This is a genomic window from Nocardiopsis protaetiae, assembly GCF_045446735.1.
In the GTDB taxonomy this organism is placed as follows: Bacteria; Actinomycetota; Actinomycetes; order Streptosporangiales; family Streptosporangiaceae; genus Nocardiopsis; species Nocardiopsis protaetiae.
Genome location: NZ_JBJJBV010000024.1, coordinates 14,802 through 33,124, shown reverse-complemented (window position 1 = coordinate 33,124; position 18,323 = coordinate 14,802). Strand labels below are relative to the sequence as shown.

The 18,323-nt window shown below is 73.5% G+C and carries 16 protein-coding genes and 1 pseudogene; 6 read left to right on the top strand and 11 right to left on the bottom strand.

Annotated features, from left to right (window positions below; genetic code table 11):
* Positions 1-130: 130 nt before the first annotated feature.
* Positions 131-295 (bottom strand): annotated as a pseudogene (locus tag ACJOT3_RS06260) (NAD(P)H-dependent oxidoreductase); the annotation flags it as partial.
* A gap of 168 nt (positions 296-463) precedes the next feature.
* Here ACJOT3_RS06260 and ACJOT3_RS06255 point away from each other — a divergent pair.
* The 4 genes from ACJOT3_RS06255 (at position 464) to ACJOT3_RS06240 (ending at position 3,683) form a co-directional block, all read left to right on the top strand.
* Entirely contained in the window at positions 464-1,318 is an 855-nt protein-coding gene (locus ACJOT3_RS06255) for a helix-turn-helix transcriptional regulator (protein ID WP_406969744.1), read from the top strand.
* Between the two features lie 380 nt (positions 1,319-1,698).
* Entirely contained in the window at positions 1,699-2,220 is a 522-nt protein-coding gene (locus ACJOT3_RS06250; protein WP_406969742.1) for a hypothetical protein, read from the top strand.
* Positions 2,221-2,287: 67 nt separating this feature from the next.
* Positions 2,288-3,109, top strand: a complete 822-nt coding sequence (locus ACJOT3_RS06245; protein WP_406969740.1) for a VanZ family protein — start codon at positions 2,288-2,290, stop codon at positions 3,107-3,109.
* 70 nt (positions 3,110-3,179) lie between these two features.
* The gene (locus ACJOT3_RS06240; RefSeq protein WP_406969738.1) at positions 3,180-3,683 is read left to right on the top strand and encodes a GNAT family N-acetyltransferase; all 504 of its coding nucleotides are present in this window, start codon (positions 3,180-3,182) and stop codon (positions 3,681-3,683) included.
* Positions 3,684-3,698: 15 nt separating this feature from the next.
* On the opposite strand, the gene ACJOT3_RS06235 is transcribed toward ACJOT3_RS06240, so the two are convergent.
* The 5 genes from ACJOT3_RS06235 to ACJOT3_RS06215 form a co-directional block, all read right to left on the bottom strand.
* Positions 3,699-4,757, bottom strand: coding sequence for a fatty acid desaturase family protein (locus ACJOT3_RS06235; protein ID WP_406969736.1), 1,059 nt, complete (start codon positions 4,755-4,757; stop codon positions 3,699-3,701).
* Positions 4,754-5,626, bottom strand: coding sequence for an STAS domain-containing protein (locus ACJOT3_RS06230; RefSeq protein WP_406969734.1), 873 nt, complete (start codon positions 5,624-5,626; stop codon positions 4,754-4,756). Before ACJOT3_RS06230 ends, ACJOT3_RS06235 begins: the two co-directional genes overlap by 4 nt.
* Positions 5,627-5,946: 320 nt before the next feature.
* Entirely contained in the window at positions 5,947-8,118 is a 2,172-nt protein-coding gene (locus ACJOT3_RS06225) for a PrsW family intramembrane metalloprotease (protein ID WP_406969732.1), read from the bottom strand.
* A 111-nt stretch (positions 8,119-8,229) separates the two neighbouring features.
* Positions 8,230-9,651: a methyltransferase gene (locus ACJOT3_RS06220; RefSeq protein ID WP_406969730.1), complete on the bottom strand. Its 1,422-nt coding sequence runs from the start codon at positions 9,649-9,651 to the stop codon at positions 8,230-8,232.
* On the bottom strand, positions 9,648-10,625 hold the full coding sequence (locus tag ACJOT3_RS06215) for a hypothetical protein (RefSeq protein ID WP_406969728.1): 978 nt from the start codon (positions 10,623-10,625) through the stop codon (positions 9,648-9,650). The genes ACJOT3_RS06220 and ACJOT3_RS06215 overlap by 4 nt, the downstream gene beginning before the upstream one ends.
* Before the next feature lie 94 nt (positions 10,626-10,719).
* On the opposite strand from ACJOT3_RS06215, the gene ACJOT3_RS06210 reads away from it, so the two are divergent.
* Both ACJOT3_RS06210 and ACJOT3_RS06205 read left to right on the top strand, forming a co-directional pair.
* Complete coding sequence (locus ACJOT3_RS06210) at positions 10,720-11,424, top strand: TetR family transcriptional regulator (RefSeq protein ID WP_406969726.1); 705 nt, start codon at positions 10,720-10,722, stop codon at positions 11,422-11,424.
* 638 nt (positions 11,425-12,062) lie between these two features.
* Positions 12,063-12,560 carry an NUDIX domain-containing protein gene (locus ACJOT3_RS06205; protein ID WP_406969724.1) on the top strand — a complete coding sequence of 166 codons (498 nt, stop codon included), beginning with the start codon at positions 12,063-12,065 and terminating at the stop codon, positions 12,558-12,560.
* 27 nt (positions 12,561-12,587) lie between these two features.
* On the opposite strand, the gene ACJOT3_RS06200 is transcribed toward ACJOT3_RS06205, so the two are convergent.
* The 5 genes from ACJOT3_RS06200 to ACJOT3_RS06180 are packed head-to-tail and all read right to left on the bottom strand — an operon-like array spanning position 12,588 to position 18,252.
* Positions 12,588-14,030 carry a hypothetical protein gene (locus ACJOT3_RS06200; RefSeq protein WP_406969722.1) on the bottom strand — a complete coding sequence of 481 codons (1,443 nt, stop codon included), beginning with the start codon at positions 14,028-14,030 and terminating at the stop codon, positions 12,588-12,590.
* On the bottom strand, positions 14,027-15,097 hold the full coding sequence (locus ACJOT3_RS06195) for a hypothetical protein (protein WP_406969720.1): 1,071 nt from the start codon (positions 15,095-15,097) through the stop codon (positions 14,027-14,029). The genes ACJOT3_RS06200 and ACJOT3_RS06195 overlap by 4 nt, the downstream gene beginning before the upstream one ends.
* Before the next feature lie 7 nt (positions 15,098-15,104).
* Positions 15,105-16,163, bottom strand: a complete 1,059-nt coding sequence (locus tag ACJOT3_RS06190) for a hypothetical protein (protein ID WP_406969718.1) — start codon at positions 16,161-16,163, stop codon at positions 15,105-15,107.
* Positions 16,160-17,281, bottom strand: coding sequence for a hypothetical protein (locus ACJOT3_RS06185; protein WP_406969716.1), 1,122 nt, complete (start codon positions 17,279-17,281; stop codon positions 16,160-16,162). Before ACJOT3_RS06185 ends, ACJOT3_RS06190 begins: the two co-directional genes overlap by 4 nt.
* A complete protein-coding gene (locus tag ACJOT3_RS06180; protein WP_406969714.1) occupies positions 17,278-18,252 on the bottom strand; it encodes a DUF3592 domain-containing protein in 975 nt (324 codons plus the stop codon). Before ACJOT3_RS06180 ends, ACJOT3_RS06185 begins: the two co-directional genes overlap by 4 nt.
* Between the last annotated feature and the right edge of the window lie 71 nt (positions 18,253-18,323).

The following is an 18,323-nucleotide window of genomic DNA, read 5'->3' as shown; positions in this document are numbered from 1 at the left end:
CCCACCGCCCCGGCAGGCGGCGGGCGGAGCGGGTCGGCGCCCTGGCCGAGCGGTCGTTCATCGGGGTGAGCGTCCCGGCGTCGAAGGCCCGGCCCGAGTCGCGGACGGCCCGCAGCGGTTCCGAGGCGTGGGGGCCGTAGTCCGCGGCGTCCACGGACGCCTTCCAGTCCATCGCGTACAGGTCGCTCACCCGCACCTCGTGCCCGGCGGCCTCCAGTGTGGAGACCGCGAGGTCCTTGAGTGCGCCGTTGAGCGAACCCGGCTCCGGGTGGGCGTGGACGATCAGCGTCTTCATGGGGACTCCTCGGTGTCGGCTGCCTCGGGATCGGCTGCCTCCGATTCTGGGAGCCGCGGCGCCCGGCGTTCAGGGGCGCCCCTTCCGTCGGACCGGACTTCCTGGTAACGGCAGGGCCACCCTCACGGGCGCGGCCGCGGCCATACTGGAGGCATGGACACTGGGGGAATGGACGATCTCGCGGGCTTCCTCCGGACCCGGCGTTCCCGGGTCGATCCGACGACCGTGGGCATCCCCGGCGACAACCGGCGCCGGGTCGAGGGGCTGCGCCGCGAAGAGGTCGCGCATCTGTCCGGCGTCAGCTTCGACTACTACGTGCGCCTGGAGCAGGGCCGGGCGACCCAGCCGTCCGAGCAGGTGCTCGACGCGCTCGCCCGGGTCTTGGGCCTGGACGACACCGCACGCGGGCACCTGCACCGGCTGGCCCGGCAGCCCCGCCGCCGCGCGAAGACGTCGAGCGGACGGCGGATCCGTCCGGAGCTGCTGCGCGTCCTGGACCTGGTCGTCGGCACGCCCGCGGTGATCGTGAACCACCGCATGGACGTGCTCGCCGGGAACCGCCTCGCCGGGCTCCTCTACGGCCGGCCGCTGCCGGCTCTGAACACCGCACGGCACATCTTCCTGGAGGAGGACGAGCACGGCGGCCTGTACGCGGACTGGGAGGCCTGCACCCTCGACGCGGTCGGCCACCTGCGCCTGGCCGCCGGACGGTACCCCGACGACCCGCGCCTGGCCTCGCTGGTCGGGGAGTTGGCGGTGGGCAGCGAGCGCTTCCGCCGCCTGTGGGCCCGGGCGGACGTGCGCGCCCGCACCCACGGCCGCAAGGCGTACCGGCACCCGCTGGTCGGCCTGCTGGAACTGCACCAGGAGAACTTCTCCCTTCCGGACGGGTCGGGCATGGAGCTGCTGGTGCTGTCCGCGGTCCCGGGCGGCCCCGCCGAGGACGGGCTCCGCCTGCTCGCCGGCCTGGACACGGCCGACGGCGACACGCACCCCCCGGCCCGGACCCGGACCCGCGACTGACCCCACCGGGCACGACGTGAGCACACCGCTCACGTGTTCCCCGCGAACGGCCGTCCGGCCGTCGTGACGGTGCCGACGGCCCGGCACCCGTCCCGGCCGGAGGAGCGACGGACCCGCGAGGCCGTGGCCGAAAGTGGACACGGTAAACCCACCCCGGAGGCCTCTGAGCACGGGATATACGGCGCCCCGGATCTCCACCGGGGTGCCGTTCGGACCTTTCCCCACCGCAACCGGAGCCGGCGCATTCGATGACCTGCGACAACGCCCGAAAAAGGCAGGCGGCCAGGGCGTTTGGCACATCCGAAAACACCCGGTAATTTCTTTCCGGGCAACAACCCGATAAATCTTCCCCCATCAATCGGGAAAAGAAAGAGAACACCTTGAGAAGAGCATTTCTTAAAGTCGCCGCCGTTATCACCGGCGCACTGACGATCTCTCTCGCCACCTCCACAGCCACCTTGGCCGAGGAGGCTTACACGTCGGTCGAGGAGATCGAAATCCTCATCACCGATGACGGAGAGGTGCTCACCGTCGGCGAGGGAGAGGACGTCGAGAGCATCGAGGCCTACCAGGCCCAACTGGCCGACGAGACGGGAATCCGACCCTTCGGCACCGAATACGGATACTCCTCCAACGGAACGCTCCGGATCCAGTCGAATTCGGCGGCGACCTCCATCGACTACTTCAAGGACGCCGGAAGCTCCATCAAGGTGGAGTTCAGAAACTACTACAGCTCGAACAGGGGAACCGGGTGGTCGTGCCCGCAGACCATCGGTTCCGGGGGCCGGGGAGGCTGTGGCGCGAGGCACCCGTCCTGGGCCGGGTCGGCCAGGGTCCGGGGCGAGATGAGGGTCGTCGGAACCAGCACGATCATCCGGACGAAGTACACGACCCAGGCCTGAGCGCCTGAAGAACCCCCACCTGCCGGGTCCTGGCCGACGGCCGGGACCCACTCGATCAAGGCTGCCCATGTGGACCGTACTCTTCTTTGCCACGCCCGCGACCATCGGTGCGATCCTCGCCCTGCTCGCGGTGGCCTCCCTGCTCGCCACCCTGGTGTCCAGGCGCTCGGCGGCCGGGTTCTCCGGGTTCGCCCGCGTCACACTCACTTTCGCGTCGGTCGCCTATGTGGTCCTCCTCGCCGTCATTCCGATATCCGGGGTGGAGAAGGTCGGCGAATCGAACCGTAGCGTTACCTGGAACCCCTTGCAGTTCCTAGAGGAGAACCGGCAGGACCAGCAACTGGAGGAGACCTATACGACAACGCTGAACAGCGGGGAAATCGTGCTGTACAGCAGGGAGGAGCTGTCCGGCGAAGATCGCGCCGAACACCTCTCCTGGGAGCAGTACGCCTATTTCCTGCACGGAGCCCCGGACGACCTGACCGTCGTGAGAAGTGATGGCGGCGATGTCACATCCCAGGAGGAGATCCAGGTCATCGGCGAGATCGCCGACCGGATCCCCGAGGAACCGCTCGCATACGACTCCATGATGGTCGAAGAGAAATCCGTCAACGCCCTTCTCTTCGTTCCCCTGGCCTTGGTGGCCTTTCACGCGTTCTCATCATGGCCGCCACGTGTCTTTTTCGGACCCGCCCTATCGGTTCTCATCGAAACGGTTCAGTGGGCCCTGGCGTCAGGACGCAGCGTCGACGCGGGGGACGTCCTGATGAACACGGTCGGATCGCTCACCGGAACGGCGATGGCGTGGGGCTCGTACCTCCTTGTGGAGGCCCTCGCGGCGCGACGGTCCTCCGCCGGGGACCGTCGGCCGGGTGCCGGTGGTCTTTGAGCGGCGATCGTCCGCCCCGGCGGTGGAACGGCGTTGCTCCCCCGGCCCGGCACCCTCTAGGGTGCCGGGCATGAAGATCAGACCGGGTGGACTCGACGACCTCCCCACCGTCCTGGGCATGCTGGACAGCGCCGTCACGTGGCTCGTCTCCCACGGCCGCACCGGCCAGTGGGGCACCGAGCCCTGGTCGTCCCGGCCCGCGTCCGTCCAGCGCATCGGGGAGATGCTCGCCGACGCCGAGCCCTGGATCCTGGAGGTCGACGGCGAGCCCGCCGGCACCCTCGTCCTGGACTCCAAGCCCGGCACCGGCGTCGCCCCCGTCGACGAGCCCGAGGTCTTCGTCCGCCTGCTGGTCACCGACCGCCGCTTCGCCGGCCGCGGCGTGGGCGCCGCACTGCTGGAGCACGCCACCGAGGAGACCCGCCGCCGCAACGTCGACCTGCTGCGCGTCGACTGCTTCGCGGGCAACGAGGGCCGCCTGGTCGCCTACTACACCGGCCAGGGCTTCACCCCCACCGACACCTTCACCGTCGGCGACTGGCACGGCCAGATCCTCGCCAAGCGCCTGGGCTGAGGGGCCCGCCGGGGCTCAGTATTCGAGCTCCGGCCGCAGCGGTCCGCCCACCCGGTGCAGGTGGCGCAGCACCTCGGCGTAGGAGTGGAACAGGCCGGTCTCGTGGTACGCCAGCCCGAACCGCTCACAGGCCGCCCGCACCAGCGGCTGTGCGCGGCGCAGGTTGGGCCGGGGCATCGACGGGAACAGGTGGTGCTCGATCTGGTAGTTCAGGCCGCCCAGGAGCAGGTCGACCACCGGCCCGCCCCGCACGTTGCGCGAGGTGAGGACCTGGCGGCGGAGGAACCCCGTCTTCGTCCCCTCCGCCACCACCGGCATGCCCTTGTGGTTCGGGGCGAAGGAGCACCCCATGTACAGCCCGAACACACCCTGGTTGACCAGGATGAAGCACAGTGCCTGGAGCGGTGTGAGGGTCGCCAGCACGATCGCCAGGTAGCCGCCGAAGTGCGCCGCCAGCAGCGTCGCCTCCACGATCCGGGTCCGCGGCGGCAGGTCGGTCCGCTTCACGACCCCGATGGCCGAGGCGACGTGCAGGTGGAAGGCCTCCAGGAGCAGCATGGGGAAGAACAGCCAGGCCTGGCTCCGGGCCAGCCACCTCCCCGGCCCCCGGCGGCGCAGCAGGGCCTGCTCCCGGCTGAACGCCAGGGCCGCCCCGGCGATGTCGGGGTCCCGGCCCTCGTGGTTGGGGTGGGCGTGGTGCCGGTCGTGTTTGTCGACCCACCACCCGTACGCCAGCCCCACCAGCAGGTCGCCGTGGATCCACCCGATGACCCGGTTGGCCCGTTCGCCCTCGGCGATCTGCCCGTGCCCGGCGTCGTGGCCGATGAAGGCCGTCTGGGTGAAGAGCACGCCGAGCACCACGGCCGTGACCAGCTGCCACCAGGACGGACCGATCAGGACGAAGGCCGTCCAGGTGGCCAGGAGCAGGGACAGCGTGATGGCGATCCGCGCCGTGTAGTGGCCCCGGCGCCTGCGCAGCAGCCCGTGTTCGCTCACCTCCCGGGACAGGACCGCGAAGTCGCTCCCCCGTCTTCCGGGTGTCCGGGCGGGGTGCGTGGTCTCTCCTCCGGTCATGCGGCCATCGCCTCGCCCACCGTGGCGTGGATGGGCGGAAGGCCGCGCGTCCCGGTCAGTTCCAGGACCCTGGCGACCCGCCCCGAGGGCGCGGCCAGGCGCAGGTCGGTCCCCGAACGCTCGGCCCGGGCCCGTACCTCGGCCAGGAGGGAGAGTCCGGCGGCGCCGAAGAAGGTCACCCCGGACAGATCGATGACCACCCGGTCACCGTGGTCGCGCAGCACCTCGAACAGGCGGGTCCGGTACCCGGGGATCGTCACCAGGTCGACGTCGCCGGAGACCCGCACGAGTGTCCCCCTGTCGTGTTCCCGCCACGACACCGCGCCGCGGCGTGAGACGCGCGCGTCCTCCTCGTTCTCTTCGTAGAGCCCGCCGCCCTCGGATTCCCAGTTCATTTCCGGGGGTGTGCGGGGCGGTGGTGGAAGCAGGGACGCGACGTCCATGATCTCGTCGGCCTTCCTGGTGTTCGTGGACAGGATGGCCAGGTCGAGCGCCGACCAGGCGGAGAACGCCGCCACACCGGGCGGTACGACCAGCAGGCGGGTGCGCCTGCCATTGTCGCCCACCGCGACCACGAGGTCGGGCGGCATCTCCAGAGACCAGGAGAGGCGGATCGCGCGGCCGGCCACCGCGAGGAGACCCGGGCGGTGGTACCAGCCGGTCACCCCCAGTTCGAGCAGGTGGACGGGGCCCCGCCGGTCGTCGATGGCCAGGACGAGTCCGGGCAGCTCGGCGACGGGGTCGCCGGACCTGGGCCACCACCCGCCGTCCAGGACGGCACCGTGGTGCGGAATGGGGTTGAGCCTCAACCGAGGGGTCGACGGAGGGGTGTCGGAGACCGCTGGCGGGCGCTGGGTGAAGGCGGACATGAGTGGAGTACTCCACGATCCCCGGCTCGGAAGAGCCCTGCTCGCACCGGGCCGGCTGGTGGCGTGGACGCGGCGGACGCGTCACGCGCGGCGGGAGAGGGGACAGGTTCCAGGCCTGCACCGAAGTGGCGTGGCGGTCCAGAACGGCGGTCCGGATCCTGACCCGACGTCACACCCTCGTCCCGGCGTACCGGGCTCTCTCGGAACGGGGTATCGCCCCCGCTCCCTCCCAGCCTATGCCCCGGCCCCCCACCGCACAGGGGTGCGTGCACCCCTCTCCCGCCTCCTCGGCACAGCGGGGAACGTACCGGGCCCGGCGGTCAGCGGACCAGGAGGCGGTCGGCGGAGCGGGGCAGCAGCAGGCCGACGAGGCCGACGGTCGCGTACACCACCTGGCCGGGGGCCAGCATGCCGAGGACGGCCCCGCTGTTGGCGGTGGGCGAGCGCAGGAAGTCGCGCATGTGCGGGTGGGCGCGCGGCACCCCGTTGCCCGACACCAGCAGGAGCAGCACCGCGCCCAGCAGGACCGCCGCCCACACCGCGTCGAACGCGGACAGCCCCGCGAACCAGGTCTGGAGGCGCTCCAGGGCCAGCAGCGCGTAACCCGGTTCGCCCACCGGGATGTCCGGGGAGTCCACCGGGACGCGCGGCGCGGGCGCCGGGACCACCGCGAACGCCACCGCCGCCGCGGCCGCCAGCGCCGTGACCCCGCCGGTCGCCGCCAGCCCCAGCCGCCGCGCCAGGTCGCGCGCCGTGCGTGTCAGCTCCTCCTGCGACGGGTGGTGCCGCCACGGCCTGGCCCCCGACCGGGCCTCCCCCATCGCGTTCGCCCGCCGCTGCCGCAGGAACCGCCACGTGTCCCCCAGCGTCGCCGGGCCCCGGCGCGCGGCGATCGTGCAGGCCGCCAGCTCGTGCACGATCATCGCCAGCGTCGTCGTCAGCGTCACCGGCAGCTCCGCCCAGGCCAGCGCGGCCCGGCGGAACCCCGGCGCGATGTCCCCCGGCACCCGCACCCGCATCGCCACCGCGCGCCCGCGCGCCCGCCGCCGCAGCCCCGCCAGTGGCGGCAGCCCCGGCAGCGGCGGGGTGCTCTCGGCCGCGGTCGCGATGAGCCGGTAGTCCAGCGCCACCCCGCACGCCACCAGCACCACCAGGAAGAACGGGGTGAGCACACCGCCGCCGAGCAGGCCCAGCACCACACCCGACGCCGGGTGCAGGGCCGCCCCCGCCAGCAGCGCGTTCAGGTTCAGGTGCTCCAGGAACGCCGCCAGCACCGCCAGCGGCGGCAGCGCCCACAGCCACCGGCCCCGCCCCACGACCGCCAGCCCCAGCGCCGCCCCGACCAGACCGGTGGTCACCGCGTGCCCCGAGAACGCCGCGATGACGGCCCCGGTGTCCCGGTCCATGATCTGGCTGCCCCCCGGCAGGAACCACCCGCCGCCCCCGGAGCCGCCCACCGTGAGCGCGGTGACCAGGTGTTCGGCCAGCTGGAACCCGGCGCCCGAGGCCGCCGCCAGCAGCGCGAAGTCCACCGCCGCCAGCCGCCGGGCCCGGCGCGGCGCCACCAGGGGCAGCAGCGCGAGCGGCAGCAGCTTGCCGAGCTCCTCCACCGTCACCGCCACGTAGGTGTACGGCACCACGTCGTAGGTGCCCGCGCCCAGCGCCCCGGTGACCGCCCGTTCGACCAGCGCCAGCGGCCACAGCAGCAGCGCGCCCAGCGCCGCGACGCGCAGCAGGGAGGCGAAGGACACCGTTCGGGACCGGGCGATGAGCGCCAGCTGGAGCAGGACCGCGAACAGCACCGCCAGCGCCGGGAGCACCGGCCCCCGCACGTCCGACACCGCCAGCGGCGCGATGGCCGCCACCGCCAGAGCCGTCCACCCCGCGGCCCCGCGCAGGGCGCGCAGGCCGCGGGCCGCCGACCCGCGCCGGAACCGGTCGGCCCCGGCGGCGGCGCGTTCGTGGAGGTCGGGGCCGGGCGCCCGGCGCTTCCCGGTGTCCGCGCACCGGTACAGCGCCGCCGCCCGCACCAGTTCCGGGGTCTTCTCGATCTCCGCGCGGGACGCGAAGTGCGCCCGGGCCTGGGGGATGTCCGCCCCCACCAGTTCGCGCACGAAGTCCGCCGGGCCCGCCGCCACCGTCAGGTCGTCGGCGGTGATGAGCACCGCGGCCGAGAAGTCCTCCACGCATACCAGGAAGTCGGTGGGGTCGGGGCCCCAGCCGCGCACCAGGTCGATGAGGGTGTCGGTGTCCAGGGGGATCTCGGTGACGGGTTCGTAGGAGAACTCGGGCCGGGTCCGGCACACCAGCAGCCGCTCCACGCCCATGGAGCGCCCGGCCGCGATGACGGCGCGCACGAGGTTGCGGTCGCGCGGCACCAGGAACGGTGTGGTGACCTTGCCGTCGACCCGGATCCACTGCGGGTCCAGCTCGGTCGCTCCGGCGCACACGCGCAGGACCAGGTCCCGCGCGAGCATGGCCTGTTCTTCCATCGGGGTCCTCGTACCGTCGGGGGGCGAACGGGTCGGGGCCGGGGGTGCCCTGGGGGTTCGTGTCCCGGGGCGTTCCGGCCCGACCGAGCATAACGGCGGGGCCCCGGGCCGTCAGGGGGCGGGCTCGGGAGCCGTCCTGGGGGCGGGGACGGAGGCGGGATCAGGGGCGGAGGCGGGCTCGGGAGAGGGGGCAGGGGTGGAGCCGGGGGCGGGCTCGGGGACGGAGCCGGGTGTCCGGGCGGGGCGGGGCCCGGCCCCGAACGCGTCGGTGGACAGCTGCACGAAGTGCCGCACCCCGGGCAGGTCCAGGATCCAGCCGGTGAACGCCCACCCGAAGTTGAGGTGGTCCAGCGCCCGGGCCAGCGCGGACGGTCCGCTCCAGCGGACGCCCTCGGGGTTCTCGTAGGTGAGCCGGTACAGGACCTCGGGGTGCTCGTGGGCGTCCCGGATCCGGAGGGCGACCGGCGAGCGGGCCTCGATCCACGTGCGCACCCCCTGGCACATGGAGCAGTCGGCGGCCACGTACAGGGTTCCGGCGGCGCGGTGCGGCCAGGGCCGCCAGCGGGGCAGCCAGGCCCGCACCCCGGAGCGATAGCGGTCCCAGGCCGGGCCGAACGACTCGCGCAACCGCTCGCTCTCGTGCCAGGAGGCGAACCCGGCACCGTAGGCGACCGCGACCACGGCCCCGTACAGCAGCCGGGGGTCGGCGAACACCGCCGCCAGGACCAGGTAGACGGCGACCATGGTGGTCTGCATGGGGTTGCTGAGGTAGGCGTAGGGGCCGCTGGTGACCAGGCGTTCGGGCGGGTCGTAGGGCAGCGGGGTGCCGCGGCCGACGCGGGCGAACTCGCGGGCGGCGGCCAGCCCGGGCAGGGCGGCCAGGCCCAGGAGTTGCAGGGCGACCGGGAGGCCGCCGGGGAGGGCGGTCCCGGTGGTGATGTCGGTGGTGGGGCCGGTGCTGGGGCCGGTACCGGTTCCGGTGCCGGGCAGGATGCCCAGGGCTGCGACCGGGAGCACCACCATCAGCCCGAAGGACAGCACCGCCTGCGCCCACATGCGCGCCCGCACGGCCCGGCCCTTGCGGGTCCAGTAGGCGAGCATCAGGGCGGGGATCAGGCACAGCGCCGAGCCGACGAACTCGCCGAGCAGCCAGGTGCCGCTCAGGACCACGACGGGTTCGGCCAGCGGCATGACGATGATGTCGGCCCACACCAGCAGCGCGGTGAGCAGCGGCACCGGCAGGAACCGGAGCAGCATCGCGGGCAGGGCGCCCCACAGCAGCGCCCAGGCCAGCAGCAGGTCGACGGGGAGGCCCGCCCACACCGCCCCCTCGGCGTGGAAGGACCACCAGCCCGCGTGCAGGGCGTAGAGGTTGAGCGGGATGAGGGTGAGCAGCGCCCAGGAGGTGGAGACGATCATGGCGGCGATCTCACGGGGCCGGGGCGGCCGCCACAGGCACAGGATCGCGAGCGGTAGGACGGGGGTGAGCAGGCCGATGCCGCGGACGAGGAGGGCGGGGAGCTCGGGGTTCACCGGTCGGCCTCCGCGGTGGGGGCGGCGGGGCCGGCCTGGGGGGCGGCCGCGGCGGTGCCGGTGAAGGTGTCGGCGAGGTAGGCGGCGGCCAGGTCGGTGGTGTAGGCCTGGATCGGCCCGAAGTACCAGGACGGCTCGTAGGTGCGCTCGTAGTCGATGGTCCAGTCCATACGGGTGCCCTCCCCCTCGGCGGTCCAGGTGGCGGTGGCGCGCCGCATGTCCATCCAGCGGGCGAACGTGGCGTCCTCGGTGACCTGGAACACGACCCGGCCGCCGTCCGCGCGGACCTCGCTCTCGACGATCTCCAGGGCCAGGTGGCGCGGGGTGGGCTCGGAGCCGATCTGGAGGGTGGTGCGCGGGGTGAACTCGACGCGGCGGGTGTCGCCGACCTCCAGGCCGGTGCCGGTCGCGGCGACGGGCTCGGGGAAGGGGACCGCGCGCAGGAACGCCGCCTCGAAGGGGCCGTAGGCGGGCGGCGCGGCCAGGGCCGCGGCGACGGCTCCGGGTGGGGCGTCGACGAACGCGGAGCCCTCGCCCTGGTCGGCGCGGGGCAGGAAGGAGATCCCGGCGACGCCCTCCAGCACGAGGACGAACAGCAGCGGGACGGCGAAGAGGGCCTGCTGGGAGCCGCGTCCGCCGCGGGCGATGTGCGTGACCAGCGCGGTGATGATGGCGACCACGCCGTAGAACAGCGGCGCGGCCATGAGCAGGCAGACCATGCCCTCGCCGAGGATGACGGCGGACATGGCGAGGACGACGGTGAGGACCGTCATGGATATGCCCATGGCGCTCTTGGGCCGGGCGGTGAACACCACGAGCAGCGCGATGCCGGTGGGCAGGCCCAGGTAGAAGAGGGCGGTCTGGTCGAGCATGCTCCAGTGGGTCATCCGGATCCCGATGACCGCCGCCAAGAGGACCAGGACCAGGGCCGCGAGCAGCCAGCGTGGGCCGCTGGCCAGGGGGTTCTGGGACACGGGATCTCCTTCATCGTTCGGTTGAATCAACCGGTTTAATCACTCGATTAAACCGTATGATGAAGAAGATCGGAAGCGGCGGAGGGACGAGGTCATGGCCAAGAGCGGCGGCGCAGGGCGGCGGAGCAGCGAAGAGACCCGGGAAAGACTGATCTCCGCGGCCGCGGAGACACTACGCGAGGACGGCTACGCCGGGGCGTCGGCCCGGGCCATCGCCGCGCGGGCCGAGGCCAACTCGGCGCTGGTCTTCTACCACTTCGGCGGCGTGGACCAGCTGCTGCTGGCCGCGTTGGACCGGTCCAGCGCCGAGCGCATGGCCATGTACCGGGAGCTCACCGCGCCCGCGCGCACCCTGGAGGAGCTGGTGGAGGCGGCCGTCCGCATCTACCGCACCGACCTGGAGCGCGGCTACATCACCGAGTTCTCCGAACTGGTGGCGGCGGCGGTCACCAAGCCCGAGCTGCGCGACGAGATCCGCGACCGCGCCGAACCGTGGATCGCGTTCATCGAGCAGGAGTGGGAGCGGGTGCTGGGCGGCTCGCCGCTGGCGCGGCTGCTGCCCGCCCGGGAGGTGGCGTACGGGGCGCTGACGTTCTACCTGGGAGTCAACCTGTTCTCGGTGCTGGACGAGGACCACTCGCGCACCGAGGGGGTGTTCGAGCTGGCCGGGCGGCTGGCCCCGCGGGCCCGGCTGCTCACCCTGCGGCTGCCCCGCCGGGGGCGGGGGGCGACGGGAGCCGCGGAGGCGGAGGAGACCGACGGGGACGGCGAGGTCGGCGGGGCCGGCGAGAACGGGTGACGTGGGGGCGGCCCGGCGGGGAAGGCGGCGCGGCCGGGCCGGGGACCCGGGTGGCGGGTGGCGGCCACAGCGACCACCGCGACAGGCCGCCCCGCGGAACGCGGTAGGGCTCCAGGGCTACCGATGCGAGCGGATACCCCTGGCACGGGTGGCGGCCCCGGAATCCGGCGAGAACGGGTGACGTGGGGGCGGCCCGGCGGGGAAGGCGGCGCGGCCGGGGAGAACAGTGCGGCCGAACGGGCCCGGCACCGGAAAGGCGGTACGGCCGGGCCGGGGGACCCGGGAAGCGGGTGGAGCGGGTGGCGGCCACAGCGACCACCACGACAGACCGCCCCGCGGAAGGCGGTGAGGCTCCGAGGCTACCGATACGAACGGATACCCCTGGCACGGGTGGCGGCCCCGGCATCCGGCGGGGCCGGGTGGCCAGAGGCGGTGGCGACTGTGGCGTCCAGTGGGGTCGGCAGGGCTGGCGGGGCCCGGAAAAGCGGTCCGATCAGGACGGAACACCGCCGACCGCCCCCGGACTCCGGGGGCGGGTAGTCCTAAAGGACGAGAGGCAAGACCGGCCGAAAGTCCGAGGGCAGGCCCACCGCAAAACCCTAGGGTGGTAACCAAAGCTGAGGACTGGAGGAGGCCTGATGACGCACGGGATCGACGACATCGAGGTGGCACCGGGGATCGTCTTCCCCGACACCTCCGACGGGCGCACCCACGTGGCGGGGGCGATCATCGCTGCCCCGGACGGGAGGATCTTCGCCCAGCGGCGCTCCCCGGACCGCAAGGTGTTCCCGTACTGCTGGGACATCGTCGGCGGCCACGTCGAACCCGGCGAGACCATGCTGGCCGGTCTGGTCCGCGAGGTCGAGGAGGAGACCGGCTGGCGGCTGCGCCGGGTGGAGGCCGAGCTGTTCCGGATCGACTGGGACCCGGGCGACGGGGTGACCCGGCACGAGGTGGACTACCTGGTGCGGGTGGACGGCGACCTGGACGCGCCACGGCTGGAGGTCGGCAAGCACACCGAGTTCATGTGGGTGGACGAAGAACAGGTGCCACTGCTGCGCGATGCGCGCGACCCGGGCGACTACTTCATCACCGACATCGTCAAACTCGGCCTGGACGCCGCCCGCCCCCGCTGACCACCCCGTTCCCTGGCCGCCCCGGGCTCACTCGGCGATCCGCACAGCGGTGGGGTCCTCGGGATCCCACTCCACGGGGAGCCCGCCCCGGACATAGCGGCCCCTGACCTCCTCGACGTAGGGCAGGCCGTCGGCCTCGTAGCGCAGAACCAGGTAGGTGGTGCAAGGACCCCGACCCCACGCCTTGCAGTTGACGTCCACGATCTCGGCGGTGCCCGGCACCCGGGTCTCCGGCCGGTCCAACAGCGGAAGGACGAGTACTCCCAGTGCCGCGACCGCGAACACCACCAGCGACGGAACCCAGAACCAGCCCAGGCCCAACAGCCGGAACGGACGCGGCGGGTGCGGGGCGGGAACACGCTCGGCCCACCGGTAGGCGGCGCGGACCGCCACCGTCCCGGCCCCGACGACGCACACGGTCGCGGGCACCAGCGGCATGAGCCCCTCGGGGTCGACGGCCAGGCCGGACACCCCGCCCGAGGCCACCGGCAGTGCGGCGAGAGCGACGGCGGCCGCGAGCAGCGCCCCCGCCCCCAGCGCGGGGCGGACCAGGTCGCGACGGCTCCAGCCACCCGGTTCGGGTCCCTTGACGTGGGCCTTCGCCCGCCGCCAGGCCCAGCCGCCGCGGACTCCGGTCGGTGCCCAACAGGCGTGCACGGCGAACACCACCGCGGCCCCGAGCGGCAGCACCCACCACGGTGTCCACCGGTGGTCGGCCAGCGCCACCGGCTGCCGCCGGTCGGCCAGATAGCGGACGGTGACCTCCCGCGGATCGCCATGCCGGTACGACCCATGCGCGACGGCCGTGACCGCCCCACCGGGGGCGGTGGCCGTGGCGGCGCCCTCCTCGCCCGCGCCGGCAGCAGTGCCCTCCCCGCCGTCGGCGACGGCCACGACCCCCTCGGCAGCGGTAGCGGCCCCCTGCCCGGCGGCGGTAACGGCGGCCTCCTCACCCTCGGCGGCGTCGGTGCCGTCAACCGGTGGGCGTTCGGTGACCCCGCCGAGGTCGCCGTTCCGGTGACCACCGTCGGCGATCGTGGCCTCCTCACCCGTCTCGGAGCCGCCGACCGGCAGTCGTTCGGTGACCTCTCGGAGGTCACCGTTCCGATGGACATCGTGGACGTCGACGGTGACTTCCTCGCCGGCGGCGGTAGCGGCAGCCCCCTCGGTGGTGGACTCACTGCCGGCGGCGGTGGTCCGGTCATCGGGGGTGAAGGAGACCACGGGGTCGCCGTGGCGGATCTCCACCACGGTCGCCTCGGCGGTTCGGACGTGGTGCTCGAAGGCGGCGGCGCGGACGAGTTCGGCGGCGGTGCGGTGGACGGAGACACCGAGCAGTCCGCCCAGGACGACCACGGCGACGAGGGCGAGGACCGGGTGCGCCCGGGGACCGCGGGGGTGCCACAGGGGCAGGCCGCGTTCGTGTTTGAGGCGTTCGAGGAAGTCGACCAGGGTCCGGTCCGCGGTCATCGTGTCCACCTCACGTGTTCGGGGGCGGTGGTGGACCACTCCACGTCGACGGTGCGTTCGGCGCGGATCAGGTCCACGTCCCGGCAGGGGATCCTCACCGTGGTCCAGTAGGGCACGCCCTGGACCACGTAGCGCAGGACGGCCTCGCCGCGGCAGCCACCGCGGGAGCTCACCTCGCGGGTTCCGTAGGCCTCGGCGGTCCCGGCCTCGGTGGTGGCCATGGCCTGGTGCTCCCGGAGCAGGCCCCACGCCCAGCCGCCCGCCGTACCGCCCACGGCCAGGACCAGCGCGGCGGCCAGGAGCGCCGAGGCGGCCCGGGCCGGGAGGGTGCGGGCCGCGGCGGGCACGGTGCGGACCGGGGCACGGTCGGCGTAGCGCAACAGGGCGCGCACCGCCAGAACCGCCCCGACCGGGAGCAGCACCCAGGCGGCGAAGAGCAGGCCGACCGCCCCCACGTCGGGAGCCCGCCCCCGGTCGACCGCGGCCGCGGCCAGGCCCCACCCGGCCGCCAGGGTCCCGGCCCCGACGCACAGGACCGCCGGAACCGCCCGTGCCAGCACGGGGACCCACAGGTCGGCGCCCCGGTCCCGGTCCTGCTCGGGTCGGCGTCGGCGATTGCGGTCGCGTGGCGGACGGCGGCGGCGCCGCGTGTTCCAGGCGGCGACCAGGCCCCAGCGGGCCCACACCGCCGGAACGGCCAGGCAGACCAGGACGGCGAGCACGACGAGCCACCCCAGGGACACGTGGCCGTCCAGCACCGCCGCCCCCGGCAGCAGGGGCACGTGGCGGACGGTGACGTCGAGCGGGTCGCCGGGGAGGAAGGTGCCGTGGGCGTGGGCCCACACCGGTTCCGCGGCCCCGGTGTCGATCTGCACCACCGGGTCGCCGTCCTCCACCCGGACCACCCGCGCCGGGCGGGGCACCGTCGCGAACCAGCGCACGATCGACGGGGCGAACGCCTCGCCGATCAGGGCCGCGAAGAGCGGCGGGAGGGGCGCCCAGATCAGCCAGAAGCGGTCGGGTCGGGGTTCGGAGCGGGGAGCGCGGGGAGGTCTGCGGCGGTTCACGGGTCCTTCACCTCACTCGGACGTCGCCGGGGTCGTCGGCGTCCCAGACGATATCGACGGTGTCGTCCACCAGCAGTCCCTCGCCCAGGCTGTCGCCGACCTCGACGAAGCGGCGGTGGACGACGCCGTCCACCTCGTAGCGGATCTCCAGTTCGACCTCGCGGCTGTTGGAGCCCACACCCAGGACCTCGGCGGTGCCCCGCACGGGGCGGGCCATGGGCTCGGGGAATTCAAGCCTGATCACGGCGGCGAGCCCGACTGCCATGAGCAGGACCAGCGTCGCCCGGACCACGCCCGCGGGCAGCAGCCGGAAGGGGCGGGGGAAGCGGGTGACGGGGCGGTCCTCGGCGTAGCGGTAGGCGACCCGGATCAGCGCGATGAGGGCGCAGAACAGCAGCGGGGGCACGGGGATGAGCGTCCAGTACGTCTCGCGGGCCAGCACCTCGGTGCGGTCGGAACGCAGCAGGGCCACCACGGGGACCGCCGCGAGCACCACGAGGACCACGGCGGTGACCAGCAACGGCACCAGGCGGCGGGGGCGTTCGGGCGGGCCCTGCGCGTGGACGCGGAACCGGCGCACGAACCACCCGGCGCGAAAACCGAGCCGGTGGTGCAGGGAGCACAGCACCGCGAACAGCACCGGGGACCCCAGCAGGAGCGGCCACCCGGGCCACGGCGCCCGGTCGGCGAGCTGCGCCACGGTGTGGTCGCCGGAGAGGTAGAGGACCGGCACGATGCGCTCGGGGTCGGGGCGGTACTCCCCGTCGACCCAGGTGACGACCCTGCCACTGCGGGGCGTCAGGTACTCCACCTTCACCTGGGTGTCGTTGGTCTCCAGCACGGTGGCCCGCACCGGAACGCCCTCCTCCGCGAAGGCGGCCCGCTGGAGGACCCCGCCCACCCAGGCGGAGAACCCCATCCCGCACACGAGGCCGATGATCACGGCCAGCCCCGCCATCACGAAAATGAAAGCGCGACCGCCCGCGGGCTTGTCGTCCTTGCGAACGCGGTGGTCGGGCACGAGCCGTTCGAGGAGCTCGACGTGCGCCTGTCCGGGCCCGCTCACCGCACCCACCTCACGTACTCGGGCGCGGTGTCGGACCACTCCACGGGGATGGTGTCCACGCGCCGCAGGGCCTCCACCTCGGCACAGCTCACGTCCAAGGTGGTGCGGTAGGACAGATCGGCCGCCGTGTACACCGCCGCCGCCCGTCCCTCGCAACCGCCGCCCCGGTTGCTCGTCGTCCAGACCTCGTCGACGACGGCCGTTCCGGCCACGGTGGAGGTGGCGAACCACCACCCCGAGTGTTCCTTCCACATGATCGGGCCGATGAGACCCACGATCACGATGAGCAGGACGGTCGCCTTCAAGGACTGCACGCCCCAGCGCGGAAGCGTCCGGCCCCGGACCGGACTGCGCACCGCCACGGGGGCGTGCCCGGCGTAGTGGAACAGGGCGTTCGCCCCCAGTCCGAACCCGGCGGACACGGCCATGAAGAAGACGGTGAGCAGGGCGATCGATCCCGCCGAGAACTCGGGCACGGTGACGGCCCCCAGAATCGCACCGGCGGCACCCGCGAGCGCGCCGACGGCCAGGAGCACCGCGGCCGGGACCGCCCGCAGCAGCACGGGGACCCACAGTTCGGCGCCCTCGGCCCTTCCCTTGCGGGGATGGTTTCGGCGCCTGCGGCGCCACGAGGCCCGCAGCCCCTTGGGCGACCACACCGCGAGCACGACGCCGCAGGCCAGAGCCGCCAGGGCGGCGATCAGGGCGGGCGGCACATGGTCCCCCATGACCGCGACCTCGGGGGCGAAGGGGGCGTGGCGAACGATGACGTCCAGCGGTTCGCCGGTCGTGTACGTCCCGTGCGCCACGGCCCGGACCGGTTCACCGCCACCGGTGTCGATCAGCACCACGGGGTTGCCGTTCAGCACCGAGACCACCCGCGCCGGTCGGGGCACCACCGCGAACCAGCGCCCCGCCCACCCCATGAAGAAATACACGACGAAACCGAACATCACGGCCAGCAGGAGCGCGAGGCCGCCGAACGCCGCCAAGGGGCGGGACAGGAGCGGGCCGCTCAGCTCGCGCCATTCCTCGCGCAGCACCCTCCAGGCCGGACGCGGCGGGGCCGGGTAGGGGCCGCCGGGGCGCCCCTGTGGCCGCTTGCGCTTTCGACTCACCGAACGCCCTCCACCCGGACGAGGCTCGGGTCGTCGGCGTCCCAGGCCACCCGGGCCTCGTCGCCCGGGATGAAGTCGAAGCCCACGTCCTCGGTGACCTGGGTGTAGCGGATGCCGTCCACCTCGTATTCGAGGGCGACCAGGTCCCGGCAGCCCCGGGGGCTGCCGATCTCCCCGCCGCAGCCCGCGGCGGTCACCGTCGCGGTGCCCTCCTCGGGGTCGTCCACCCGGGTCCCCGCGGACAGGACCACCAGCAGCACCAGAGGGCCCCCGACACAGACCGTGAGGAACAGCGCCGCGTACGCCTCGGAACCGAACAGCTTCGGCGGGACCGGTTCCGTCGCTCCGGGGGCGCGTTCCAGGCACCGGCCCAGGCCGTGGACCAGCAGGTCCAGGCCGACGGGGAGCAGGGCCGCGCCGAGCAGTCCGAGGGCGATGAACAGATCGGAGTCGCTCCAGGAGTCGACGGAGGCCAACGAGCCGGCGATCAGGGCCAGCCCGCAGGCCGTGACGACGACGCCGGAGACCAGCCGCAGGGTGACGGCGAGGTTCAGCGGGCCCTCCGGCGGGCGGCCGCGTTCACGGGCCCGGACCCGGGCGCGGTACAGGACGGCGCGCGGGCCGTTCGGGTGGCGCAGCACCAGCCAGACGGCGACCGGGACCAGGGGGACCACGAAGAGGATCGGCGGGATCCACACGGCCCCGTCGACCATCGCCTCCGTCGGCCGGTCGGGCAGGTAGCGGACCGTCACCTCCGGGGAGCCGCCGCGCGGGAATTCGCCGCGGGTGGTCGTGGTGACCTCGGTTCCGTCCGCCGTGGCGAAGGTGACGGTGGGCCGCCCGCGGTCGACCTCCAGAACGGTGCCGGGGGCGGTCGCGGAGCCGGTCGCGTAGTCGATGCGGGTGAGGGCGTCCTCCACCCCGAAGCCCAGCAGGAACGCGGCCGCGATGCCGACGAACGGCAGGATCATGAAGGTCCGGACGGCGGTCGCGACCGGCCTCGGTTCCGGTCCCGGTTGCGGTTCCTCCGGGATGGTTCGGC